The organism is Rhizobium sp. P1_E1, from assembly GCF_056406015.1.
This window is the reverse complement of sequence record NZ_JBFUAY010000012.1, coordinates 41,204-64,777: the sequence shown is the minus strand read 5'-3', so window position 1 is coordinate 64,777 and position 23,574 is coordinate 41,204. Positions and strand designations below refer to the sequence as shown.

The 23,574-nt window shown below is 60.7% G+C and carries 23 protein-coding genes and 1 tRNA gene; all 24 read left to right on the top strand.

Features of this window, described 5'->3' with window-relative positions:
- Positions 1-69: 69 nt before the first annotated feature.
- The 24 genes from AC1D1Z_RS07470 to AC1D1Z_RS07355 all read left to right on the top strand — a co-directional run bounded on the left by AC1D1Z_RS07470 (position 70) and on the right by AC1D1Z_RS07355 (position 23,572).
- Positions 70-146 (top strand) — tRNA-Asp (locus AC1D1Z_RS07470).
- 246 nt (positions 147-392) lie between these two features.
- Positions 393-758, top strand: a complete 366-nt coding sequence (locus AC1D1Z_RS07465; RefSeq protein ID WP_010055493.1) for an NADH-quinone oxidoreductase subunit A — start codon at positions 393-395, stop codon at positions 756-758.
- Positions 749-1,333, top strand: coding sequence for a NuoB/complex I 20 kDa subunit family protein (locus tag AC1D1Z_RS07460; protein ID WP_003547368.1), 585 nt, complete (start codon positions 749-751; stop codon positions 1,331-1,333). The genes AC1D1Z_RS07465 and AC1D1Z_RS07460 overlap by 10 nt, the downstream gene beginning before the upstream one ends.
- A gap of 18 nt (positions 1,334-1,351) precedes the next feature.
- Positions 1,352-1,954 (top strand): NADH-quinone oxidoreductase subunit C, encoded by a 603-nt coding sequence (locus tag AC1D1Z_RS07455; RefSeq protein WP_003558447.1) that lies wholly within the window; start codon positions 1,352-1,354, stop codon positions 1,952-1,954.
- A 46-nt stretch (positions 1,955-2,000) separates the two neighbouring features.
- Positions 2,001-2,387, top strand: coding sequence for a four helix bundle protein (locus AC1D1Z_RS07450; protein ID WP_018447539.1), 387 nt, complete (start codon positions 2,001-2,003; stop codon positions 2,385-2,387).
- Positions 2,388-2,447: 60 nt separating this feature from the next.
- Positions 2,448-3,638, top strand: coding sequence for an NADH-quinone oxidoreductase subunit D (locus AC1D1Z_RS07445; protein ID WP_018447540.1), 1,191 nt, complete (start codon positions 2,448-2,450; stop codon positions 3,636-3,638).
- A complete protein-coding gene (locus AC1D1Z_RS07440; RefSeq protein ID WP_018241592.1) occupies positions 3,638-3,910 on the top strand; it encodes a hypothetical protein in 273 nt (90 codons plus the stop codon). Before AC1D1Z_RS07445 ends, AC1D1Z_RS07440 begins: the two co-directional genes overlap by 1 nt.
- A gap of 16 nt (positions 3,911-3,926) precedes the next feature.
- Positions 3,927-5,093, top strand: a complete 1,167-nt coding sequence (locus tag AC1D1Z_RS07435; protein WP_446983326.1) for an NADH-quinone oxidoreductase subunit E — start codon at positions 3,927-3,929, stop codon at positions 5,091-5,093.
- 10 nt (positions 5,094-5,103) lie between these two features.
- Entirely contained in the window at positions 5,104-6,408 is a 1,305-nt protein-coding gene (nuoF, locus tag AC1D1Z_RS07430) for an NADH-quinone oxidoreductase subunit NuoF (RefSeq protein ID WP_003547378.1), read from the top strand.
- Between the two features lie 2 nt (positions 6,409-6,410).
- Positions 6,411-7,109: a 5' DNA nuclease gene (locus tag AC1D1Z_RS07425; protein ID WP_065276886.1), complete on the top strand. Its 699-nt coding sequence runs from the start codon at positions 6,411-6,413 to the stop codon at positions 7,107-7,109.
- A gap of 223 nt (positions 7,110-7,332) precedes the next feature.
- Complete coding sequence (nuoG, locus tag AC1D1Z_RS07420) at positions 7,333-9,414, top strand: NADH-quinone oxidoreductase subunit NuoG (protein ID WP_446951640.1); 2,082 nt, start codon at positions 7,333-7,335, stop codon at positions 9,412-9,414.
- Positions 9,415-9,426: 12 nt separating this feature from the next.
- Positions 9,427-10,470: an NADH-quinone oxidoreductase subunit NuoH gene (gene nuoH / locus AC1D1Z_RS07415; RefSeq protein ID WP_018241596.1), complete on the top strand. Its 1,044-nt coding sequence runs from the start codon at positions 9,427-9,429 to the stop codon at positions 10,468-10,470.
- A gap of 40 nt (positions 10,471-10,510) precedes the next feature.
- Complete coding sequence (gene nuoI / locus AC1D1Z_RS07410; protein WP_003547385.1) at positions 10,511-11,002, top strand: NADH-quinone oxidoreductase subunit NuoI; 492 nt, start codon at positions 10,511-10,513, stop codon at positions 11,000-11,002.
- Positions 11,003-11,146: 144 nt separating this feature from the next.
- Entirely contained in the window at positions 11,147-11,761 is a 615-nt protein-coding gene (locus tag AC1D1Z_RS07405; protein WP_003547387.1) for an NADH-quinone oxidoreductase subunit J, read from the top strand.
- Between the two features lie 23 nt (positions 11,762-11,784).
- Complete coding sequence (gene nuoK, locus AC1D1Z_RS07400; RefSeq protein ID WP_003547388.1) at positions 11,785-12,093, top strand: NADH-quinone oxidoreductase subunit NuoK; 309 nt, start codon at positions 11,785-11,787, stop codon at positions 12,091-12,093.
- 7 nt (positions 12,094-12,100) lie between these two features.
- Positions 12,101-14,101 carry an NADH-quinone oxidoreductase subunit L gene (gene nuoL / locus AC1D1Z_RS07395; protein WP_193444406.1) on the top strand — a complete coding sequence of 667 codons (2,001 nt, stop codon included), beginning with the start codon at positions 12,101-12,103 and terminating at the stop codon, positions 14,099-14,101.
- Positions 14,101-15,612, top strand: a complete 1,512-nt coding sequence (locus tag AC1D1Z_RS07390; RefSeq protein ID WP_446983328.1) for an NADH-quinone oxidoreductase subunit M — start codon at positions 14,101-14,103, stop codon at positions 15,610-15,612. Before nuoL ends, AC1D1Z_RS07390 begins: the two co-directional genes overlap by 1 nt.
- A gap of 18 nt (positions 15,613-15,630) precedes the next feature.
- The gene (gene nuoN / locus AC1D1Z_RS07385) at positions 15,631-17,076 is read left to right on the top strand and encodes an NADH-quinone oxidoreductase subunit NuoN (RefSeq protein WP_018241599.1); all 1,446 of its coding nucleotides are present in this window, start codon (positions 15,631-15,633) and stop codon (positions 17,074-17,076) included.
- Positions 17,076-17,840, top strand: coding sequence for a biotin--[acetyl-CoA-carboxylase] ligase (locus AC1D1Z_RS07380; protein ID WP_327209630.1), 765 nt, complete (start codon positions 17,076-17,078; stop codon positions 17,838-17,840). The genes nuoN and AC1D1Z_RS07380 overlap by 1 nt, the downstream gene beginning before the upstream one ends.
- 17 nt (positions 17,841-17,857) lie before the next feature.
- Positions 17,858-19,528 carry a ribonuclease J gene (locus tag AC1D1Z_RS07375; protein WP_018241601.1) on the top strand — a complete coding sequence of 557 codons (1,671 nt, stop codon included), beginning with the start codon at positions 17,858-17,860 and terminating at the stop codon, positions 19,526-19,528.
- A gap of 2 nt (positions 19,529-19,530) precedes the next feature.
- Positions 19,531-19,935, top strand: coding sequence for a methylmalonyl-CoA epimerase (gene mce / locus AC1D1Z_RS07370; RefSeq protein ID WP_446983329.1), 405 nt, complete (start codon positions 19,531-19,533; stop codon positions 19,933-19,935).
- A 131-nt stretch (positions 19,936-20,066) separates the two neighbouring features.
- On the top strand, positions 20,067-20,342 hold the full coding sequence (locus tag AC1D1Z_RS07365; protein ID WP_018241603.1) for a DUF1467 family protein: 276 nt from the start codon (positions 20,067-20,069) through the stop codon (positions 20,340-20,342).
- A gap of 588 nt (positions 20,343-20,930) precedes the next feature.
- The gene (gene proS, locus AC1D1Z_RS07360) at positions 20,931-22,253 is read left to right on the top strand and encodes a proline--tRNA ligase (RefSeq protein WP_018241605.1); all 1,323 of its coding nucleotides are present in this window, start codon (positions 20,931-20,933) and stop codon (positions 22,251-22,253) included.
- Between the two features lie 14 nt (positions 22,254-22,267).
- Complete coding sequence (locus tag AC1D1Z_RS07355) at positions 22,268-23,572, top strand: lipoprotein-releasing ABC transporter permease subunit (RefSeq protein WP_477849995.1); 1,305 nt, start codon at positions 22,268-22,270, stop codon at positions 23,570-23,572.
- Positions 23,573-23,574 lie beyond the last annotated feature (2 nt).

The following is a 23,574-nucleotide window of genomic DNA, read 5'->3' as shown; positions in this document are numbered from 1 at the left end:
AACGCAAATGCGATTTGTCGTTTGTCCGGTTCTCTTCTTCCTCGCGGCCGCAAAATGGCCGATCAATGCGCGGGTGTAGCTCAGTCGGTTAGAGTGCCGGCCTGTCACGCCGGAGGTCGCGGGTTCGAGCCCCGTCACTCGCGCCATTTCTCTTGAAAGCTATGCAGTTTCCAGTGGTCAGGCATGCGCGCTGAAGCGGCTTGCGCGGATTTGTCGCGACATCATTGCATGTGCTTGATAGTGTCCCTCGGCTACTCGTCGAATTGCTTCTGTAAAAGTCTTGCGCCGGGGCTTCGGCTGCGCTAACCACGGCTTGTTGCAACGCACGTTCGCTTGCCGGGCATTTGCCCAAATGCGCCACCTGGCGTCTCCGGCAAGCAGGGATGAACATGATGACTGAACTACTCAGTTCTTATATTCCAATCGCTATCTTCATTGCTATTGCGCTCGTGATCGGTCTGGCGCTGCTCATCGCGCCGTTCGCCGTGGCTTTCAAAGCGCCAGATTCGGAAAAGCTCTCGGCTTACGAATGCGGCTTCAACGCTTTCGACGACGCCCGCATGAAGTTCGACATCCGCTTCTACCTCGTGTCGATCCTCTTCATCATCTTCGACCTCGAAGTCGCCTTCCTCTTCCCCTGGGCCGTCTCCTTCGGCGCCATCGGCTGGTTCGGCTTCTGGTCCATGATGGTCTTCCTTCTCGTGCTGACCATCGGCTTTATCTATGAATGGAAGAAGGGAGCCCTGGAATGGGAGTAGCCCCTGTGAGCAATCAGCCGCTCGTCGCACAGCAGCCAAAAGGGATCATCGATCCTTCGACCGGCAAGCCGATCGGCAGCAACGACCCATTTTTCGGTGAGATCAACAACGAGCTTGCCGACAAGGGTTTTCTCGTCACCTCGACCGACGAGCTGATCAACTGGGCCCGCACCGGCTCGCTGATGTGGATGACCTTCGGCCTTGCCTGCTGCGCCGTCGAAATGATGCAGCTGTCGATGCCGCGTTACGACGTCGAGCGCTTTGGTTTTGCGCCGCGCGCTTCGCCGCGCCAGTCCGACGTGATGATCGTCGCCGGCACGCTGACCAACAAGATGGCGCCGGCGCTGCGTAAGGTCTATGACCAGATGCCCGAGCCGCGTTATGTCATCTCGATGGGCTCCTGCGCCAATGGCGGCGGCTATTATCACTATTCCTACTCGGTGGTGCGCGGTTGCGACCGCATCGTGCCGATCGACATCTACGTGCCGGGCTGTCCCCCCACGGCAGAGGCGTTGCTTTACGGCGTGCTTCTGCTGCAGAAGAAGATCCGGCGTACCGGCACGATCGAACGCTAAGGGTTAAGGACAAGGCATATGAGTGAAGCCCTGACTGAGCTTGCGTCCTACCTTGGCGAAGCGCGCGGCAACCTGATCGCCGCATCGCAGATGAAGTATGGCGAGCTGACGCTGACGACGACGGGTGAAAACCTGGTCGCGCTTCTGACTTTCCTGCGCGACGACGCCAAATGCGGTTTCGTCAACCTGATCGATATTTGCGGGGTCGACTGGCCGCAGCGCGAGCTGCGTTTCGATGTCGTCTACCACCTGCTGTCGCCGAAGAAGAACCTGCGCATCCGCGTCAAGGTCGCGACCGACGAGGATACGCCGGTTCCGTCGGCCTGCCCCGTCTATCCAGGTGCCGACTGGTTCGAGCGCGAGACCTGGGACATGTATGGCGTGCTCTTCACCGGCCATCCGGACCTGCGCCGCATCCTGACCGACTATGGCTTCGAAGGCCATCCGTTGCGCAAGGACTTCCCGACCACCGGTTTTGTCGAAGTGCGCTACGACGACGCCGCAAAGCGCGTCGTCTACGAGCCGGTCGAGCTGAAGCAGGAATTCCGCAACTTCGACTTTATGTCGCCCTGGGAAGGCACGGAGTATGTACTGCCCGGCGACGAAAAAGCGAAACAGTAGTCTTAGGCATCAGGCAGAAGCCAGCAGGCAGTAGTGACAAGGGAGAATGGCAACGGCGATTAATTCCTATCAGGATCTTAAGGTGTGGCAGCGCTCCATGGATCTTGCGGTTGAATGTTACGGCCTCACAAAGGAATTTCCAAAAGAGGAAATTTATGGCCTTGCCTCCCAGGTAAGACGTTCTGCAGCATCCATTGCAGCAAACATCGCGGAAGGTTACGGACGCGAGTCAACGGGTGCCTACGTGCACCACTTGAAAATTGCCCAAGGGTCTCTGAAGGAGTTGGAAACGCATCTGATACTCTCGGCGCGAGTAGGAATTGTCACGGTGTCACAAACCCAGTTGGCGCTTTCCTTGGTAGCAGAAGTGGGAAAGATGCTGTGGTCGCTTATTCGCCGCCTGCAGGATGGACGGAACGAACATGAGAATTGAAAACTACACTATTGCCTATTGCCCATTGGCTTATGCCTGCAATAGCGGAGCGCGTTGCAAATGACCGAACATAACGTCCGCAACTTCAACATCAACTTCGGACCGCAGCATCCGGCGGCGCATGGCGTTCTTCGTCTTGTCCTGGAGCTTGACGGCGAAATTGTGGAGCGTGTCGATCCGCATATAGGCCTTTTGCATCGCGGCACCGAGAAGCTGATCGAGACAAAGACCTATCTTCAGGCCGTGCCCTATTTCGATCGTCTCGACTACGTCGCGCCGATGAACCAGGAACATGCCTATGCGATGGCCGTCGAAAAGCTGCTCGGCATCGAGATCCCGATTCGCGGCCAGCTGATCCGCGTTCTCTATTCGGAAATCGGTCGTATCCTCTCGCACCTTCTGAACGTCACGACGCAGGCCATGGACGTTGGCGCGCTGACGCCGCCGCTCTGGGGCTTCGAAGAGCGTGAAAAGCTGATGGTGTTCTACGAGCGCGCCAGCGGCTCGCGCATGCACGCCGCCTATTTCCGTCCGGGTGGCGTCCACCAGGACCTGCCCGAACAGCTCGTGCAGGATATCGGCAGCTGGTGCGACCCGTTCCTGAAGGCGCTGGACGACATCGACAACCTGTTGACCGGCAATCGTATCTTCAAGCAGCGCAACGTCGATATCGGCGTCGTCTCGCTGGAGGAATGCTGGGCTTGGGGCTTCTCCGGCGTCATGGTGCGCGGTTCGGGTGCGGCCTGGGATCTGCGTCGCGCCCAGCCGTATGAATGTTATTCCGATCTCGAATTCGACATCCCGATCGGCAAGAATGGCGACAACTACGACCGCTATCTGATCCGCATGATCGAGATGCGCGAGTCGGTTCGCATCATGAAGCAATGCGTCAACCGGCTGCTCTCGGATGCCAAGACCGGTCCCTTCTCGTCGATTGACGGCAAGGTCGTGCCGCCGAAGCGCGGCGAGATGAAGCGTTCGATGGAAGCGCTGATCCACCACTTCAAACTCTATACCGAAGGCTACCACGTGCCGGCCGGCGAGGTTTACGCCGCCGTCGAGGCGCCGAAGGGCGAGTTCGGCGTCTATCTGGTCTCCGACGGCACCAACAAGCCCTATCGCTGCAAGATCCGCGCCCCGGGCTACGCCCATCTGCAGGCCATGGATTTCATGTGCCGCGGCCACCAGCTTGCCGACGTCGCGGCCGTCCTCGGCTCGCTCGACATCGTCTTCGGTGAGGTGGACCGCTGATGCAGCTTCTGCCGCTGGCCGTCGTAATCCTTCTTTCGGCATCCGGGGTTTCGGCTCAGGAGTCCGATAGCCTCGGCACGCCGCTGGGCCGTAAGGAAGAGACGCCGCCGGCGCAGCAATCGTCCATGGGCGAGCTTTTGTCCAAGGGCTATCAGATCAAGGCTGCCATTCCGAACGGCAGCAAATTCGTAGTGTTTATGCAAAAAGACCAGTCGGCCTATGCCTGCGAAATGCAGTCTTTGACCGCTTCGCGGTGTGGAACCCTAAACTGACAAGGCGTGAGGAAGAATGTCCGTTCGTCGATTAGCCGAAGATCAATTCCAGCCTGCCGCATTCGCCTTCAGCGATGAGAATGCGGTCTGGGCGGACAAGACGATCCAGAAATACCCCGCCGGCCGCCAGCAATCGGCGGTCATTCCGCTGTTGATGCGGGCGCAGGAGCAGGACGGCTGGGTCACGCGCGCGGCGATCGAAAAGATCGCCGACATGCTCGACATGGCCTATATAAGAGTGCTCGAGGTCGCGACCTTCTATACGCAGTTCCAGCTGCATCCTGTGGGAACGCGCGCCCATGTCCAGGTCTGCGGCACGACGCCCTGCATGCTGCGCGGCTCGGAAGCGCTGATGTCGGTCTGCAAGAGCAAGATCCATGCCCATGCCTTCGAGCGCAATGCCGAAGGCACATTGTCCTGGGAAGAGGTCGAATGTCTCGGGGCCTGTGTCAACGCGCCGATGGTGATGATCGGCAAGGACACCTATGAGGACCTGACGCCTGAGCGTCTCGAAGAGATCATCGACGTCTTTGCCGCCGGTAATGGTGCCAGCATCAAGCCCGGCACCCAGATCGACCGGGTGTTTTCGGCGCCTGAAGGCGGCCTGACCTCGCTGACGACGGAAGAGCCGAAGGCAAGGTCGCGCGCCAAGAAGGCCAATGCCGAATCCGTGTCGGCTCCAGTCGACGCCGCGCCGGTTCCGCCCTCCGAGGCCGCCCGCCCGAAGAGCACCGATGCCGAGACCAATGCTGCCCTGAAGACGCCGGCAACGGCGCCGAAGGCGGCTGCGAAAAACGCCAAGGCTGCCGAGCAGCGGCCGATATCAGGCACTGCGGCCGCCGAACCGGCGCCGAAAGCTGCCGTCAATGCTGAAGCTGCCGCGGCGGCAAAGCCTGTCCTGACCGACAAGAACCGTCCGGCCGGCGTCGAAAAGCCTGCCGCACCGGATGATCTGAAGATGATCTCGGGTGTCGGCCCGAAAATCGAGGCGACGTTGAACGAAATCGGCATCTTCACCTTTGCGCAGGTCGCAGGCTGGAAGAAGGCCGAACGCGAATGGGTCGACGGCTACCTGAACTTCCGCGGCCGCATCGAGCGCGATGACTGGGTCAAGCAGGCCAAGGCGCTCGCCAAGGGCGGCGAAGCGGAATATATCAAGGTCTTCGGCAAGAAGCCGCGGTAAGAGGTGAAGCATGTTACAAGATAAAGACCGCATCTTTACCAATATCTACGGCCTCAAGGACAAATCCCTGAAGGGCGCGATGAGCCGCGGCCACTGGGACGGCACCAAGCAGATCCTCGAAAAGGGCCGCGACTGGATCATCAACGAGATGAAGGCCTCTGGTCTTCGCGGTCGTGGCGGCGCCGGTTTCCCCACAGGTCTCAAATGGTCCTTCATGCCGAAGGAAAGCGACGGCCGCCCACATTACCTCGTCGTCAACGCTGACGAATCGGAGCCCGGCACCTGCAAGGACCGCGATATCATGCGCCACGATCCGCATACGCTGATCGAAGGCTGTGTCATCGCGAGCTTCGCCATGGGTGCCAATGCGGCCTACATCTATGTGCGCGGCGAATATATAAGAGAGCGCGAAGCGCTGCAGGCGGCGATCGACGAATGCTATGATTATGGCCTGCTCGGCAAGAACAACAAGCTCGGCTGGGACATGGACATCTTCGTCCATCACGGCGCCGGCGCCTATATCTGCGGCGAGGAAACCGCGCTGCTCGAAAGCCTCGAAGGCAAGAAGGGCCAGCCGCGCCTGAAGCCGCCGTTCCCGGCCAATATGGGCCTCTACGGCTGCCCGACGACGGTCAACAATGTCGAATCGATCGCTGTTGCGCCGACGATCCTGCGCCGCGGCGCCGGTTGGTTCTCGGCCATCGGCCGCCCGAACAATGTCGGAACCAAGCTGTTCATGCTCTCCGGCCACGTCAACAAGCCGTGCACGGTCGAAGAGGAAATGGGTATCACCTTCCGCGAACTGGTCGACCGCCATGCCGGCGGCATCCGCGGCGGCTGGGACAACCTGCTTGCCGTCATTCCGGGCGGGGCGTCCTGCCCGATCGTTCCGGCCAAGGACATCATCGATTGCCCGATGGATTTCGACGGCCTGCGCGGCGTCGGCTCTTCCTTCGGTACTGCCGCCGCGATCGTCATGGACAAGTCCACCGACGTCATCAAGGCGATCGCCCGTATCTCCGCCTTCTTCAAGCATGAGAGCTGCGGCCAGTGCACGCCCTGCCGCGAAGGCACCGGCTGGATGTGGCGCGTGATGGAACGCATGGCCAAGGGCAATGCCCAGAAGCGCGAAATCGACATGCTGTTCCAGGTGACGAAGCAGATTGAAGGCCATACCATCTGTGCGCTGGGCGACGCCGCCGCATGGCCGGTGCAGGGTCTGATCCGTAACTTCCGTCCCGAGATCGAAAAGCGCATAGACCAGTATACGGCAAGCGCCCTCGATCACGGTGCGGTTCTGGAGGCGGCTGAATAATCATGGCGGACAATGCATCCAAGGCTGGGAAAAAGGAAGAAGTCGCCGATTTCGCGGCCGGTTTCGGTCGTCTTGCCGCCGAGATGCTGGAAAATGCACGGGCGATGCCGGTGCATCCGCTGATGGCGCATCCCGCTGCAGCCTTTGCTGCCGCAACGGCGATCGGCTTCGGTTTCTCGACCCAGATGGCGGGCGCCTTCTTCGGTGCCTTCCAGAGCGCCTTGGAAACGACCGGCAAGGTTGCGGCCGCACTCGATGACACGCCGCCGGATGAACTGAAGCCCGATGTCGATATCCGGCCGGAGAATATTCGCCCGGATGTCAGGGCTTTCACCAAGCCGCCGACCGAGAAGAAGGCAAGGCCGACCCTGACTGTTGTCAAGCCGGTCAGCGAGCCGACCCCAGCCAGCCACACGAAGCCAGCAAGCCAAGTGAAGACCAGCCAACCAAAGCCGGCTGTGAAGGCAAAACCGGTTGCGCGTGGGAAGGCCGACGATCTGAAGCTGATCGCCGGCATCGGCCCGAAGCTGGAGCAGGTGCTGAATGCCAAGGGCATTCGCAACTTCGTTGAGATCGCCGCCTGGACCGACGAGGAAATCGCCCGGCTCGACGCCGAACTCGGCTTTAACGGCCGCATCGGCCGTGACGACTGGACCGGTCAGGCGAAAATTCTGGCGGGACGGGGCCGCAGGAAGAAATGAACTGTCCGGCCGTGCAATCGGCCGGAAGGATGGGCAGATCGGCGGACGGGCGGGGACCTCAAGCTGCAGATGCCGGTGCGGGTTCCGGGTCTGGAATGCGCGACAGAGAATTTGGGCGACATCAGATGTCGGCAGGACGAAAGATCCGGCTTGGCAATGAGAGTGTTGCAAAAATAGGTTTGTTTGCCGTCATCAGGCAAACGGGAAACAGGACTGAGCGACGATGGCAAAACTGAAGATTGACGGCAACGAGATCGAAGTTCCGGATCATTTCACGCTATTGCAGGCGTGTGAGGATGCCGGTGCCGAGGTTCCGCGCTTCTGCTTCCACGAGCGCCTGTCGGTTGCCGGCAATTGCCGCATGTGCCTCGTCGAGGTAAAGGGCGGACCGCCGAAGCCGCAGGCTTCCTGCGCCATGAGCGTGCGCGATATCCGCGGCGGCCCTAACGGCGAACTGCCTGAGGTCTTCACCAACACGCCGATGGTCAAGAAGGCCCGCGAAGGCGTGATGGAATTCCTGCTGATCAACCATCCGCTGGATTGCCCGATCTGCGACCAGGGCGGCGAATGCGACCTGCAGGACCAGGCGATGGCCTTTGGTATCGACACCTCGCGCTATCAGGAAGACAAGCGCGCCGTCGAAGACAAGTATATCGGCCCGCTCGTCAAGACGGTGATGAACCGCTGCATCCACTGCACGCGCTGCGTCCGCTTCACGACCGAGGTCGCCGGCATTTCCGAACTCGGCCTGATCGGCCGCGGCGAGGATGCCGAGATCACCACCTATCTCGAACAGGCGATGACCTCCGAGCTGCAGGGCAACGTCGTCGACCTTTGCCCGGTCGGCGCGCTTACCTCCAAGCCTTTCGCCTTCACCGCGCGCCCGTGGGAATTGAACAAGACCGAATCGATCGACGTCATGGATGCCGTCGGTTCGGCGATCCGCGTCGATACCCGCGGCCGCGAAGTCATGCGCATCCTGCCGCGCGTCAATGAGACGATCAACGAAGAGTGGATCTCCGACAAGAGCCGCTTCATCTGGGACGGCCTGAAGACCCAGCGCCTCGATCGGCCTTATGTTCGCCGCGACGGCCGCCTGCAGCCCGCTACCTGGGCCGAAGCCTTTGGCGCCATCAAGGCCGCGGTCGGCGCGACCTCGGGCGACAAGATCGGCGCTATCGCCGGCGATCTCGCTTCCGTCGAGGAGATGTATGCGCTCTCCGAACTGGTGAAGTCGCTGGGGTCAGCCAATCTCGACTGTCGCCAGGATGGGGCGGCACTCGATCCGTCGCTCGGCCGTGCAAGCTACCTCTTCAACCCGACCATTGCGGGCATCGACCAGGCCGATGCGCTGTTGATCATCGGCGCCAATCCGCGCTTCGAGGCCGCCATCCTCAACGCCCGCATCCGCAAGCGCTGGCGCCGCGGCAAGTTCCCGATCGGCGTGATCGGCGAGCCGGGCGAACTGCGCTACAGCTATGATTACCTCGGCGGCGGTCCCGACACGCTGAAGGATCTGGTCGACGGCACCCACGCCTTCGCCGACGTGCTGAAGAACGCCGCCAAGCCGATGATCATCATCGGCCAGGGCGCGCTGTCGCGCACCGATGGCGCCGGCGTTCTCGCCAGTGCTGCCAAGCTCGCCGGTTCGGTCGGCGCGGTCGTCGAAGGCTGGAACGGCTTTGCCGTCCTCCATACCGCTGCCTCGCGTGTCGGCGGCCTCGATCTCGGCTTCGTGCCGGGCACCAAGGGCGTCAACGCTGCCGAGATGCTGACGGCGATGGACGTGCTCTTCCTGCTCGGTGCCGACGAACTCGACTTCACCGCCAAGAAGGCCAAGCTCACCGTCTATATCGGCTCGCATGGCGACAACGGCGCACACCATGCCGACGTCATCCTGCCGGCGGCAGCCTATACCGAAAAGTCCGGCACCTGGGTCAACACCGAAGGCCGCGTCCAGATGGGCAATCGCGCAGGTTTTGCGCCGGGTGACGCCCGCGAGGACTGGGCGATCATCCGTGCCCTTTCCGACGTGCTCGGCAAGAAGCTTCCCTTCGATTCGTTGAGTGAATTGCGTGTCCGCCTCTATGCCGCTTTCCCGCATTTCGCCGCCATCGACGAGATCGCCGAAACCGATAGCGCCCAAATTGCCGCAGTTGCGAAAAAAGCCGGCAAGATGAACAAATCCGGGTTTGCGTCGCCGGTGAAAGACTTCTATTTGACGAACCCGATAGCGCGTGCCTCGGCTGTCATGGCGGAGTGCTCGGCATTGGCCCGCAACAACTTCAAAGTCGCGGCAGAGTAAGGGCAGGGGACTATGGATTCTTTCTTTTCGACCTATGTCTGGCCGGCGATCATCATGATCGGTCAGTCGCTGCTGCTTCTCGTCTGCCTGCTCGTCTTCATCGCCTACGTGCTGCTCGCCGACCGCAAGATCTGGGCGGCCGTGCAGCTGCGCCGCGGGCCGAACGTCGTCGGTCCCTTCGGCCTGTTTCAGTCCTTCGCCGACCTTTTGAAGTTCGTCTTCAAGGAGCCGATCATTCCGGCCGGCGCCAACAAGGCGGTGTTCCTGCTTGCGCCGCTCGTGACGGTGCTTCTGGCGCTGTCCACCTGGGCGGTGGTGCCGCTGGCCGACGGATGGGTGATCGCCAACATCAATGTCGGCATCCTCTATATTTTCGCGATCTCCTCGCTCGAGGTTTACGGCATCATCATGGGCGGCTGGGCTTCGAACTCGAAGTATCCGTTCCTCGGCGCGCTGCGCTCGGCGGCACAGATGGTGTCCTATGAAGTCTCGATCGGCTTTGTCATCGTCACCGTGCTTCTCTGCGTCGGCTCGCTGAATCTGACCGATATCGTCAATGCGCAGCATACCGGCCTCGGCACCATGCTCGGCCTGCCGGCGTCGTTCCTCGACTGGCACTGGCTGTCGCTCTTCCCGATGTTCATCATCTTCTTCATTTCAGCACTCGCCGAGACGAACCGTCCGCCCTTCGACCTTCCGGAAGCTGAATCGGAACTCGTTGCCGGCTTCATGGTCGAATACGGCTCCTCGCCCTACATGATGTTCATGCTCGGCGAATATGCGGCCGTCTGCCTGATGTGCGCGCTGACGACGATCCTCTTCCTCGGCGGCTGGCTGCCCCCGGTCGATATCTGGATCCTCAATTGGGTCCCAGGTATCATCTGGTTCACGCTGAAGGCCTGCCTGGTGTTCTTCATGTTCGCGATGGTCAAGGCCTTCGTTCCGCGCTACCGCTACGACCAGCTCATGCGCCTCGGCTGGAAGGTCTTCCTGCCGCTGTCGCTCGCCATGGTCGTCATCGTTGCATTCGTGCTGAAACTGACGGGTTGGGCATGATCATGCCCGCTCTTGTTTCCGGCAAAATTGGAGGTTGAAGATGGCAAGCTTGTCCGGCTCCATCAGCTCGCTGTTTCTCAAGGAATTCGTCGGCGCGTTCTTTCTGTCGATGCGCTATTTCTTCCGCCAGAAGGCGACGATCAACTATCCCTTCGAAAAAGGCCCGGTCTCCCCGCGTTTCCGCGGCGAGCATGCGCTGCGCCGTTATCCGAACGGCGAGGAACGCTGCATCGCCTGCAAGCTCTGCGAGGCGATCTGTCCTGCCCAGGCGATCACCATCGAGGCGGGTCCCCGCCGCAATGACGGCACGCGCCGTACCGTGCGCTACGACATCGACATGGTGAAGTGCATCTATTGCGGCTTCTGCCAGGAAGCCTGCCCGGTCGACGCGATCGTCGAAGGCCCGAATTTCGAATTTGCGACGGAAACCCGCGAAGAGCTCTATTTCGACAAGGCGCGGCTTCTGGACAACGGAGACCGGTGGGAGCGCGAAATCGCTCGCAACATCGCGATCGACTCGCCGTACCGCTGATTGAGATTTTGAAATGCCGCGATGGAGCGCAGGTGCTCCTGTCGTGGTCAATATGCACAGGAGCTTTGCCGGTTAGCGCCGGGGAAAGCTCCATCGGGCAGGGAAACTCCCGGCTGCCCGGGGGAAGATGAAAAAGGCACCAACATGGGTCTGCAGGCTCTATTTTTCTATCTTTTCGCCTTTGTCGCGGTGGCGTCGGCGTTCATGGTCATCTGGGCGAAGAACCCGGTTCACTCGGTTCTCTTCCTGATCCTGGTGTTCTTCAATGCGGCTGGCCTCTTCCTGCTGCTCGGTGCCGAATTCCTGGCGATGATCCTGCTTGTCGTTTATGTCGGCGCCGTCGCCGTGCTCTTCCTCTTCGTGGTGATGATGCTCGATATCGACTTCACCGAACTGAGGGCCGGCGTTCTCGAATATGCGCCGATTGGCGGGCTGATCGGGGTGATCCTCGCAGCCGAACTGATCGTCGTCATCGGTGGCAGCGTCATCTCGCCTGAGATCGCCAAATCAGTCGCCATGCCGATCCCGGCGCTGAGCGAGCGCACCAATACCGCCGCTCTCGGCGACGTGCTCTACACCAACTACGTCTATTTCTTCCAGATCGCCGGTCTGGTGCTGCTGGTCGCCATGATCGGCGCGATCGTGCTGACGCTGCGGCATCGCACCAACATCAAGCGGCAGAATATTCCCAGGCAGGTTGCCCGCACGCCCGCCACCGCCGTCGAGGTGGTTTCGGTCAAGCCCGGGCAGGGCGTCTAAAGGCAGGTCAAGGAACAAAGAACATGGTCATCGGACTTTCCCACTACCTGACGGTCAGCGCCATCCTCTTCACGCTCGGCGTCTTCGGCATCTTCCTGAACCGGAAGAACGTCATCGTCATCCTGATGTCGATCGAACTGATCCTGCTCGCCGTCAACATCAACATGGTCGCCTTCTCCTCCTTCCTGAACGACATCGTCGGCCAGGTCTTCGCGCTGTTCATCCTGACGGTCGCGGCTGCCGAAGCGGCGATCGGTCTTGCAATTCTCGTTGTCTTCTACCGCAACCGCGGCTCGATCGCGGTCGAAGACGTCAATATGATGAAGGGCTGAGTGGCTCATGTTCCTCTATAAGGCTATCGTCTTTCTTCCCTTGATCGGTGCGATCGTCGCCGGCCTTTTCGGCCGCGCCATCGGCGCCAAGGCTTCGGAATATGTCACCAGCGGCCTGATGATCATCGCCGCCATCCTGTCCTGGGTCGTCTTCTTCACCGTCGGCATGGGCCATGCCGAAGGTGGCCCGATCAAGGTCGAGGTGCTGCGCTGGATCCAGTCCGGCGGCATCGACGTCTCCTGGTCGCTGCGTGTGGATACGCTGACGTCAGTGATGCTGATCGTCGTCAACACGGTCTCGACGCTGGTGCATGTCTATTCGATCGGCTACATGCATACCGATCCGCATCGCCCGCGCTTCTTCGCCTATCTCTCGCTCTTCACCTTCGCCATGCTGATGTTGGTGACCGCTGACAACCTTGCCCAGATGTTTTTCGGCTGGGAAGGCGTCGGTCTCGCCTCCTATCTGCTGATCGGCTTCTGGTTCAAGAAGCCGTCGGCGACGGCTGCGGCAATGAAGGCCTTCATCGTCAACCGCGTCGGCGACTTCGGCTTCGTGCTCGGCATTGCCGGCGTTTTCGTGCTGTTCGGCTCGATCAACCTCGACACGATCTTCGCCAATGCATCGAACTTCGCTCCGCATGAAGGCGGCGGCGAAGCGGGCGAGGTGTTCCTCAACCTCTTCGGCATGCAGCTCGACAAGGCGCATGCGCTGACCGGCATCTGCCTGCTGCTCTTCATGGGCGCGATGGGCAAGTCGGCGCAGTTCCTGCTGCACACCTGGCTGCCTGACGCCATGGAAGGCCCGACCCCGGTCTCGGCTCTCATCCATGCCGCCACCATGGTCACCGCCGGCGTCTTCCTCGTCGCCCGCATGTCGCCGCTCTTCGAACTGTCGCCGGATGCGCTGGTTGTCGTTACCGTGATCGGCGCCATCACCGCCTTCTTCGCGGCAACCGTCGGCCTCGTGCAGAACGACATCAAGCGCGTCATCGCCTATTCCACCTGCTCGCAGCTCGGCTACATGTTCGTGGCGCTCGGGGTAGGGGCCTATGGCGCGGCGATCTTCCATCTCTTCACCCACGCCTTCTTCAAGGCGCTGCTCTTCCTCTGCGCCGGTTCGGTCATCCATGCCGTCGATGGCGAGCAGGACATGCGCTACATGGGCGGCTTGCGGCCGCATATTAAGTGGACGTTCCGTATGATGATTGTCGGTACGCTGGCAATCACCGGCGTCGGCATTCCTTTCACACCATTCGGTCTTGCCGGCTTCTATTCGAAGGACGTGATCATCGAGGCGACCTATGCTTCGCATTCGGCGGTCTCGGGCTTTGCCTTCTCGCTGCTGGTCATCGCGGCTCTGTTCACCAGCTTCTATTCCTGGCGCCTGATCTTCATGACCTTCTATGGAAAGCCGCGCGCCTCGCACGAGGTGATGCACCACGTCCACGAGTCGCCCCAGGTCATGCTGGTGCCGCTCTATCTCCTCGCAATTGGAGCAGTTTTCGCCGGCTACTTCTTCGAGGGCCGGTTCTACGGCGAGGAATATGCCGAGTTCTGGAAGGGTGCGCTCTTTACCGGCGCCGAGAACGAACTGGTCGAAGAGTTCCACCATGTGCCGGCGCTTGTGGCTTTGAGCCCCTTCATCGCCATGGTGCTCGGCTTCGTCACCGCCTGGTACATGTATATCCGCTCGCCGCAGACGCCGCGTATCCTGGCGCAGCAGCACCGCGTGCTCTACCAGTTCCTGCTGAACAAGTGGTATTTCGACGAACTCTACGACTTCCTCTTCGTCCGCACCGCCAAGGCGCTCGGCCGCTTCCTGTGGAAGAAGGGTGATGTCGGCGTCATCGACACCTACGGCCCGAACGGCGTCGCCGCCCGCGTCGTCGCCGTCACCGATCGCGTGGTTCGCCTGCAGACCGGTTACCTCTATCACTACGCCTTCGCCATGCTGATCGGCATTGCGGCGCTCGTTACCTGGATGATGCTCGGGAGTTCCTTCTGATGACCGATTGGCCTATTCTTTCAACGGTCACCTTCCTGCCGCTGGTCGGCGTGGTGCTCCTGCTACTGATGAACGGTGAGAGCGAAACCGGCCGGAAGAACGTGCTGTGGATCTCGCTGATCACCACCGTCTTCACCTTCGTCGTTTCGCTCTTCATCTGGACCGGCTTCGACAATGCCAATCCGGGCTTCCAGATGCTCGAAAAGCGTGACTGGCTCGGCACCGGCATCGGCTACCACGTCGGCGTCGACGGCATCTCGATGCTGTTTGTCATCCTGTCGACCTTCCTCATGCCCTTCTGCGTGCTGGCGAGCTGGCTCTCGATCGAGAAGCGCCTGAAGGAATATATGATCGCCTTCCTCATCCTCGAAACGATGATGATCGGCGTCTTCGTCTCGCTCGATATCGTGCTCTTCTACGTCTTCTTCGAGGCGGGCCTCATTCCGATGTTCCTAATCATCGGCGTCTGGGGCGGCAAGGACCGCGTCTATGCGAGCTACAAGTTCTTCCTCTATACGCTGCTCGGCTCGGTGCTGATGCTGCTCGCCATCATGGCGATGTACTGGCAGGCCGGCACGACCGATATCACCGCGCTGCTTGCCTACAAGTTCCCGCCGGCGCTGCAGACTTGGTTATGGCTTGCCTTCTTCGCCTCCTTCGCGGTGAAGATGCCGATGTGGCCGGTCCATACCTGGCTTCCCGATGCCCACGTTCAGGCGCCGACGGCAGGTTCGGTGATCCTGGCCGGCGTGCTGCTGAAACTCGGCGGCTACGGTCTCATCCGCTTCTCGCTCGGCATGTTCCCGGTGGCGTCCGATTATTTCGCGCCGCTCGTCTTCGCCATGTCTGTCATCGCCATCATCTATACCTCTCTGGTGGCGATGATGCAGGACGATATCAAGAAGCTGATCGCCTATTCCTCCGTGGCGCACATGGGCTACGTGACCATGGGCATCTTTGCCGCCAACATGCAGGGCGTCCAGGGCTCGATCTTCCAGATGCTCTCGCACGGCATCGTCTCCGGCGCGCTCTTCCTCTGCGTCGGCGTCGTCTACGACCGTACCCACACACGCGAGATCAACGCCTATGGCGGCCTCGTCAACAACATGCCGAAATATGCCGTGGCGATGATGGTCTTCACCATGGCCAATGTTGGGCTTCCCGGCACGTCGGGCTTCATCGGCGAATTCCTGACGCTGATTGGCGTCTTCCGTGTCAACACCTGGGTGGCGCTCTTTGCCGCCACTGGCGTCATCCTCTCGGCCGCCTACGCGCTTTGGCTTTATCGCCGGGTGATCTTCGGCGCGCTGGAGAAGGAGAAGCTGAAGGCGCTGCTCGATCTTTCCAGACGCGAACAGTTGATCCTCTACCCGCTGGTCGCGCTGACCATCTTCTTCGGCGTTTATCCGGCTCCGGTCTTCGATGCGACGGCCGCCTCGGTGGATCTGCTGGTCAACAACTACACGGCCGCCGTGCACGCAGCGCAGAATGTTGCGCTGTCTATGAAATGATGACGGGACTTATTGGACATGACCGCTGAAACAATTCTCCTCAGTCTGCATCTTTCCGCGCCGGAGCTCATCCTCGCGGTCGGCGCCCTTGTCCTGTTGATGGTCGGCGTCTTCTCAGGCGAGCGGTCGGGCCTTGTCGTCACCGGCTTGGCCATCGTCCTGCTCCTGGCCTCCGGCCTGTGGCTGCTCTTCGTGCCCGCAGAAGGCCTTGCCTATGGCGGCGTCTACATGGCCGACGGCTTCTCGCGCTTCATGAAGCTGGTGGCGCTCATCGGTTCGCTGGTCGCCATGTTCATGTCGATCGGCCACGCCCGCGAAAATCAGCTCGACAAGTTCGAGTTCCCGGTTCTCCTGGTGCTTGCGACCCTCGGCATCCTGCTGATGATCTCGGCCAACGACCTGATCTCGCTCTATCTCGCGCTGGAACTGCAGTCGCTGGCGCTTTATGTCGTCGCCGCGATCAACCGCGACAGCCTGAAGTCGACCGAAGCCGGCCTGAAATATTTCGTCCTCGGCGCGCTTTCCTCCGGCATGCTGCTCTACGGCATGTCGCTGGTCTATGGCTTCACCGGCCACACCCATTTCTCCGAAATCGCCCAGGCGCTGTCCGTCGAGGGCGCGCGTTCGCTCGGCCTGATCTTCGGCCTGGTCTTCATCCTCGCCGGCATCGCCTTCAAGATCTCGGCCGTTCCCTTCCACATGTGGACGCCGGATGTTTATGAAGGCGCGCCTACACCGGTCACCGCCTTCCTTGCCGCAGCACCCAAGGTCGCCGCCATGGCGATGATGACCCGCATTGTCATCACTGCCTTCCAGCCGGTTCTGGCGGACTGGCAGCAGGTCGTCGTCTTCATCTCGATCGCCTCGATGCTGCTCGGCTCGTTTGCGGCGATCGGCCAGAAGAATATCAAGCGGCTGATGGCGTATTCCTCGATCGGTCATATGGGTTATGCGCTGGTCGGCCTTGCCGCCGGCAACCAGACCGGCGTCACCGGCGTCATGCTTTACATGGTCATCTACATGGTCATGACGCTCGGCAGCTTTGCGATCATCATGTCGATGCGCCGCAAGGACGGCACCGTCGTCGAGGAGGTCAACGATCTCGCCGGCCTCTCCACAACGAACCCGTTCATGGCCGTGGTGCTGACGGCGCTGATGTTCTCGCTCGCCGGCATCCCGCCGCTCGCCGGCTTCTTCGCGAAGTACTTCGTCTTCGTTGCCGCCATCGAAGCCAAGCTCTATGCGCTCGCCATCATCGGCGTTCTCGCCTCGGTCGTCGGGGCTTACTACTATCTGCGTGTCATCAAGCTGATGTGGTTCGATGAGGCGACCGGCGAATTCGCCCGTGTCTCCGGAACGTTGCGTTTGGTCTTCGGTCTCTCCGGCCTTTTCGTCACCGCCTATGTCCTCATCGGCGGCCCGATCGGCGGTGCGGCAGAGCTTGCCGCTGCGACGCTCTTTTGATGGCTTCCGACGGGCGGCGCCGGATATCGCTCGGCGATTTCAGGCACGAGGCTCTGTCGGAAACATCGTCCACCAACAGCGAATGTCTCGCCCGGGCTCGGGCGGGCGATGGCGGCAATCTCTGGGTGACCGCCGAGAGGCAGACGGGCGGCCGCGGCCGCCGCGGCAGGCTCTGGGTTTCCGAGCGCGGCAATCTCTACGCTTCTCTTCTTCTGATCGACCCGGCCCCGATGGAACGCCTGGGCTCCCTGCCGCTGGCGATCGCCGTTGCGGTGCATCAGGCGATCCGCCGGGTGCTGCCGCCAGGTGCCGAACCGCTCGAAGTCAAATGGCCGAACGATATCCTCATCGGTCGAAAGAAGACCTGCGGCATTCTCGTCGAAGGTGAGGGGCTGCCGGACGGACGTTACGCGCTGATCGTCGGTATTGGCATCAATATCTCTGTGATGCCGGACAATCCGCTTTACCCGGTCACCTGCCTGCGCCAGCAGGGAAGCGCGGCTTCGCCGGAGGAACTCTTCGCACATCTCTTCGCCGCCACGGCGGAAGTGCTTGAAATATGGGACCAGGGCCGCGGCATCGGCGAGATCACGGCGCTCTGGCGCGCGATCGCCTGCGGTATCGGCGAAAAGATTACGGTGAATTTGCCGGACAGATCGATTTCCGGACAATTCGCGGGAATTGATGATAATGGCTTGTTGATGCTCGATACCGGCGCTGGCAGGATAATGCCCATTGCTGCCGGTGATGTGTTTTTTGGATAGCGGAACAAACGAAAATTATGGCGAAACAGGACGAACTGGTATTCCTGCCTCTGGGCGGCGTTGGCGAGATAGGCATGAATCTCGCTCTCTATGGCTACGGCCCGCCCGAGCATCGCCAGTGGATCATGGTCGATTGTGGCGTCACTTTTCCGGGGCCCGACCTGCCGGGTGTCGACCTCGTTTTGCCCGATATCCGCTTCCTCGCCAGCGAACGAAAGAACCTCAAGGCGATCATCATCACCCATGCGCATGAAGACCATTATGGTGCGCTCGCCGACCTCTGGCCCGGCCTCAACGTGCCGGTCTATGCCTCTGGCTTTACATCAGGCCTGCTCGAAGCCAAGCGCAATTTCGAGAAGGCGACGATCGGCGAAGTGCCGGTGACGCCGTTCAAGGCAGGCGATACGATCAATGTCGGCCCCTTCAGCATCGAAGGTGTGGCCGTCAACCATTCGATCCCCGAGCCGATGTCGCTGATGATCCGCACGCCGGTCGGCAATGTCATCCATACCGGCGACTGGAAGATCGACCACGAGCCTTCGCTCGGCCCCCTGACCGATGAGACACGTTTCCGCCAGCTCGGCGACGAGGGCGTGCTGGCGCTGATGTGCGATTCCACCAATGCGCTGCGCGACGGTGTTTCGCCCTCCGAGAAGGATGTGTCCGAAAGCCTGCGTAAGATCATCGAGAATGCCGAGGGCCGGGTGGCGATCACCACCTTCTCGTCGAATGTCGGGCGCATCCGTACCGTTGCCGAGGCTGCCGAGGCGGCAGGCCGTGAAGTGCTGCTGCTCGGCAGTTCGCTGAAGCGCGTCGTCAACGTCGCCCAGGACATCGGCCTGATGGAAGGCGTGAAGCCCTTCATCTCCGAGGACGAATACGGCTATATCCCGCGCGACAAGGTCGTCGTCATCCTGACCGGCAGCCAGGGCGAGGCGCGGGCAGCACTTGCCAAGCTCTCCCGCGACGAGATGCGCAATGTGGCGTTTGCGGCAGGCGATATCGTCGTCTTTTCCTCGCGCGCCATTCCCGGCAACGAGAAGGCGATCCAGGACATCAAGAACGGCCTCGTCGAGCAAGGTGTGCACATCATCACCGATACCGAGGCGCTGGTCCACGTTTCAGGCCATCCGCGCCGCAACGAGTTGCAGAGGATGTACGAGTGGACGCGGCCGAAGATCGTCGTGCCGGTGCACGGCGAGGCGACGCATCTGACGGCGCACAAGGAACTTGCCGAGCAATCCGGCATCGCCGTGGTGCCGCGCGTGCGCAACGGCGATATCCTACGGCTGGCGCCCGGTCCCGTCGAGGTGATCGGCGAGGCGCCGCATGGCCGCATCTATAAGGACGGCACGCTGATCGGCGATTTCGACGAGATGGGTATCGGCGAGCGCAAGAAGCTCTCCTATGTCGGCCATGTCGCTGTTAACGTCGTGCTCGACGCCCGCTATGACATCGTCGGCGATCCCGATCTCGTTTCGATCGGCCTGCCGGTATATGACGACGAGGGCGAGGAGATGGAGGACACCCTCTTCGACGCCGCGATCAGCGCCATCGAGAGCATTCCGCGCGCCCGTCGCAAGGATATCGATATGCTGCAGGAGGCCGTGCGCCGCGCCATTCGATCTGCTGCGAACCAGGCCTGGGGCAAGAAGCCCGTCGTCACCGCCTTCGTCACCAGGGTCTGACCATGCTCGGCCGGGTCAACCATATCGCCATCGCCGTGCCCGACCTGGCCGCGGCGACGGCGGCGTATCGCGATACGCTGGGTGCTGCCGTATCGCAGCCGCAGGCTCTGCCGGAGCATGGCGTCACCGTCGTTTTCGTCGAATTGCCGAACACCAAGGTCGAATTGCTGCAGCCGCTCGGCGATACTTCGCCGATCGCAGCCTTCCTCGAAAAGAACCCATCCGGCGGCATGCACCACATCTGCTACGAGGTGGACGATATTCTTCTCGCCCGTGACCGAGTGGTAGAGGCGGGTGCCAGGGTGCTCGGCGACGGCCAGCCGAAAACCGGCGCGCATGGCAAGCCGGTGCTCTTTCTGCATCCCAAGGATTTCTTCGGCACGCTGATCGAACTCGAACAGGCCTGAGCCTGCGGCAGAGTGATAGCCCTGCTGCGGCAGAGTGACCAGAAGGCGGTTAAACGCTTCGCCTGCTTTGAGTTGGTCGCCATTCCGCCGTATAAGGACGCGATATCAGCGCGGCATCAACGGGAACCATAATGCTCCAGATCTTTCTTCAGGGATTTGCCGTCTACTTCATCATCTGGTGGATGACGCTTTTTGCCGTCCTGCCGATCGGCCTGCGCACCCAGGCGGACGACAACGACGTGGTGCTCGGCACCGTTCCGAGCGCGCCCACCCGGTTTCGCGCTGCTTTCGTGTTTTCACTGACGACGCTGATTTCGGCTCTGATCTACGGCCTATGGTATGTCTGCGACACCTATTTCGGCTGGGGCTTCGACGCACTGCCGCAACTCGGCCCCAGCTTCTATTGAACTGTGGCTTTTGCTCAAACTTTGAGCAGATGCAAGCTTAATGAAAGCGAACTTCGTCATACCAGCGTCATGCTGTTGCGGCAAAGAGCTCGCGTAACGGAATGAGGATCATCCCGTTACGGAAGTCGGCGGGACTTTTGGATGGGGCGAGGCCGAAATGCCAAAAAAAAACAAGGCTAAAAGCCTTGTTTTAAGTATCGCGTGATCTGTAACCGTTGCCGGGGCTGCGACGAGCGCGCCTAAGATCTGATCCTCCCAAGACTTGACCGCGAATTCGGCAAGAATTTAACTCCCTGCCTGTTTTGTGAGCTAAAACTAGCTCAAACATTGGGCTTTGTCATCAGCTTTTTTTGCATTTTTGCTACACTCTAGCAAAATTTTTCTGTTGACAAGATTTTCGTTCAAGTCCTTATAAACACGCGCTTTTTCACGCCCTTCCATTTTGCGGGTGCGAACATGCGCTTCCGGGAGGTTGCCGACATCCGTTGCGGGTTTCCTTCCTGCCGCGAAGCGGCTATGAACGCTCCCACATCAACACTTGCCTTCGATTCCGCCTGCCGCGGGATCTCAACTGCTCCGGAATCCGCCATGCGTCTGTCCCGTTATTTCATGCCCATCCTCAAGGAAAATCCCAAGGAGGCGGAAATCGTCTCGCACCGGCTGATGCTGCGCGCCGGCATGATCCGCCAGCAGTCACAGGGCATCTATTCCTGGTTGCCGCTGGGCAAACGCGTGTTGGACAAGGTCAACGCCATTATCCGCGAGGAGCAGAACCGTGCCGGCGCCATCGAGCTTTCGATGCCGACCCTGCAATCGGCCGAGCTCTGGCAGGAAAGCGGCCGCTATGACGCCTACGGCAAGGAGATGCTGCGCATCAAGGACCGTCAGGATCGGCCGATGCTCTACGGCCCCACCAACGAAGAGATGGTGACGGATATTTTCCGCTCCTCCATCAAGTCCTACAAGGACCTGCCGCTTAATCTCTATCATATCCAGCTGAAGTTCCGTGACGAGATCCGTCCGCGCTTCGGCACCATGCGCTCGCGCGAATTCATGATGAAGGATGCCTATTCCTTCGATCTGACGCGCGAAGGGGCAGAGCATTCCTATAACAAGATGTTCGCCGCCTATCTCAGAACCTTCGACCGGCTCGGCCTGCGCGCCATACCGATGCGCGCCGACACCGGCCCGATCGGCGGCAAGCTCAGCCATGAATTCATCATCCTCGCCGACACGGGCGAATCCGAGGTCTTCTGCCATAAGGATTTCGTCGATTTCGATATTCCTGGTGAACATACCGATTTCGACAGTGTCGAGGGTTTGCAGGCGATCTTCGACAAGTGGACCTCGCTCTATGCGGCGACCTCGGAAATGCACGACGAGGCGGCCTTCAACGCCGTTCCAGAAGGCGACCGCCTGTCGGCACGCGGCATCGAGGTCGGCCATATCTTCTATTTCGGCACGAAATATTCCGAGCCGATGGGCGCGAAAGTGCAGGGACCTGATGGCAAGGAACACTTCGTTCACATGGGTTCCTACGGTATCGGCCCGACACGCCTTGTTCCCGCCATCATCGAAGCATCGCATGATGATAACGGAATCATCTGGCCGGCATCGGTCGCGCCCTTCGATATCGTTGTGATCAACATGAAGGCGGGCGATCAGGCCTGCGACGATACCTGCGAGCTGATCTATGCCGCGCTGACCAAGGCCGGCAAGGATGTGCTCTACGACGATACCGACGACCGGGCCGGCACCAAATTCGCGACCGCCGACTTGATCGGTGTGCCTGTCCAGATCATCGCCGGCCCGCGCGCGGTCGCAAACGGCGAAGTTGAGGTGAAAGACCGCAAGACCGGCGCCCGCGAAACGATGACCATCGAAGCGGCGATCAATCGGTTTGTGGCTTAGGAAACGGAGGCGAAATGGCAGAGGCAGCAGTGGACCGGAGTTCAAAATCCGGCTTGGGTCCGGCTGGCAAGCCATTTTCCACCTTTGAACGCCTCGTGGCGTGGCGTTATCTGCGCGCCCGCCGCAAGGAGGCCTTCATTTCAGTCATCGCCGGCTTCTCCTTCGTCGGCATCATGCTGGGTGTTGCGACGCTGATCATCGTCATGGCCGTGATGAACGGCTTCCGCACCGAACTCGTCTCGCGTATTCTCGGCATCAACGGCCACATGATCGTCCAGCCGGTCGACGGCCCCTTCACCGATTATCCTGTCCTCAGCGGCAAGCTCGCCACCGTACCCGGCATCAAGATGGCGCTACCCCTGGTGGAAGGCCAGGTGCTCGCCTCCGCCCAGGCCGGCGGTAGCACCGGTGCGCTGGTGCGCGGCGCCCGCGCCGAGGACCTGACCAAGCTCAAGACGATCTCCGACAACATCAAATCAGGCGACATGGTGGGTTATGCCTCCGGCGAAGGCGTGCTGATCGGCACCCGCATGGCCGACCAGCTCGGTCTGCGCGTCGGCGACCTCATCACGCTGACCTCGCCGGAAGGCGACATCACGCCGATGGGCGTCAATCCGCGCATCAAGTCCTACAAGATCTCCGGGCTCTTCGAGATCGGCATGTCGGAATATGACTCCTCGATCATCTTCATGCCGCTCGAGGAAGCGCAGCTCTTTTTCAATGCAGAGGGACTGGTGCAGTCGATCGAGCTCTTCGTCGACAACCCCGACGATATCGACAATCTAAGGCCCAAGGTGGAGGAGGCAGCCGGCCGCCAGATCGCCATCACCGACTGGCGCCAGCGCAACCAGACCTTCTTCTCGGCGCTGCAGGTCGAGCGCAACGTCATGTTCATGATCCTGACGCTGATCGTGCTCGTGGCGGCGCTGAACATCATCTCCGGCCTCATCATGCTGGTGAAGGACAAGGGCAGCGATATCGCCATCCTGCGCACCATGGGCGCCAGCGCCGGTGCGATCATGCGCATCTTCTTCATGACTGGGGCGGCGATCGGCATCGTCGGTACCATTGCCGGCGTTCTGCTCGGCGTCCTCGTCTGCGTCAACATCGAATCCATCCGCCAGTTCTTCTCCTGGATCTCAGGCACCGTGCTCTTCAATCCGCAGGTCTATTTCCTCAGCCAGCTGCCGGCCGAGATGGATCTCAGCGAAACGATCTCGATCGTCGTCATGGCGCTGACGCTCTCCTTCATCGCGACCATTTTCCCGGCCTGGCGTGCCTCCAGGCTCGATCCGGTGCAGGCCCTGCGCTACGAATAAGG

Coding starts and splice junctions, on each gene's coding strand:
- AC1D1Z_RS07375 (WP_018241601.1), top strand. CDS start 17,858: ATGGCGAAACAGGACGAACTGGTATTCCTGCCTCTGGGCGGCGTTGGC.
- AC1D1Z_RS07445 (WP_018447540.1), top strand. CDS start 2,448: ATGACCGAACATAACGTCCGCAACTTCAACATCAACTTCGGACCGCAG.
- AC1D1Z_RS07460 (WP_003547368.1), top strand. CDS start 749: ATGGGAGTAGCCCCTGTGAGCAATCAGCCGCTCGTCGCACAGCAGCCA.
- mce (WP_446983329.1), top strand. CDS start 19,531: ATGCTCGGCCGGGTCAACCATATCGCCATCGCCGTGCCCGACCTGGCC.
- AC1D1Z_RS07425 (WP_065276886.1), top strand. CDS start 6,411: ATGGCGGACAATGCATCCAAGGCTGGGAAAAAGGAAGAAGTCGCCGAT.
- AC1D1Z_RS07465 (WP_010055493.1), top strand. CDS start 393: ATGACTGAACTACTCAGTTCTTATATTCCAATCGCTATCTTCATTGCT.
- AC1D1Z_RS07455 (WP_003558447.1), top strand. CDS start 1,352: ATGAGTGAAGCCCTGACTGAGCTTGCGTCCTACCTTGGCGAAGCGCGC.
- nuoF (WP_003547378.1), top strand. CDS start 5,104: ATGTTACAAGATAAAGACCGCATCTTTACCAATATCTACGGCCTCAAG.
- nuoI (WP_003547385.1), top strand. CDS start 10,511: ATGGCAAGCTTGTCCGGCTCCATCAGCTCGCTGTTTCTCAAGGAATTC.
- AC1D1Z_RS07390 (WP_446983328.1), top strand. CDS start 14,101: ATGACCGATTGGCCTATTCTTTCAACGGTCACCTTCCTGCCGCTGGTC.
- nuoH (WP_018241596.1), top strand. CDS start 9,427: ATGGATTCTTTCTTTTCGACCTATGTCTGGCCGGCGATCATCATGATC.
- nuoN (WP_018241599.1), top strand. CDS start 15,631: ATGACCGCTGAAACAATTCTCCTCAGTCTGCATCTTTCCGCGCCGGAG.
- nuoL (WP_193444406.1), top strand. CDS start 12,101: ATGTTCCTCTATAAGGCTATCGTCTTTCTTCCCTTGATCGGTGCGATC.
- AC1D1Z_RS07355 (WP_477849995.1), top strand. CDS start 22,268: ATGGCAGAGGCAGCAGTGGACCGGAGTTCAAAATCCGGCTTGGGTCCG.
- AC1D1Z_RS07405 (WP_003547387.1), top strand. CDS start 11,147: ATGGGTCTGCAGGCTCTATTTTTCTATCTTTTCGCCTTTGTCGCGGTG.
- nuoG (WP_446951640.1), top strand. CDS start 7,333: ATGGCAAAACTGAAGATTGACGGCAACGAGATCGAAGTTCCGGATCAT.
- proS (WP_018241605.1), top strand. CDS start 20,931: ATGCGTCTGTCCCGTTATTTCATGCCCATCCTCAAGGAAAATCCCAAG.
- AC1D1Z_RS07435 (WP_446983326.1), top strand. CDS start 3,927: ATGTCCGTTCGTCGATTAGCCGAAGATCAATTCCAGCCTGCCGCATTC.
- AC1D1Z_RS07365 (WP_018241603.1), top strand. CDS start 20,067: ATGCTCCAGATCTTTCTTCAGGGATTTGCCGTCTACTTCATCATCTGG.
- AC1D1Z_RS07440 (WP_018241592.1), top strand. CDS start 3,638: ATGCAGCTTCTGCCGCTGGCCGTCGTAATCCTTCTTTCGGCATCCGGG.
- AC1D1Z_RS07380 (WP_327209630.1), top strand. CDS start 17,076: ATGGCTTCCGACGGGCGGCGCCGGATATCGCTCGGCGATTTCAGGCAC.
- AC1D1Z_RS07450 (WP_018447539.1), top strand. CDS start 2,001: ATGGCAACGGCGATTAATTCCTATCAGGATCTTAAGGTGTGGCAGCGC.
- nuoK (WP_003547388.1), top strand. CDS start 11,785: ATGGTCATCGGACTTTCCCACTACCTGACGGTCAGCGCCATCCTCTTC.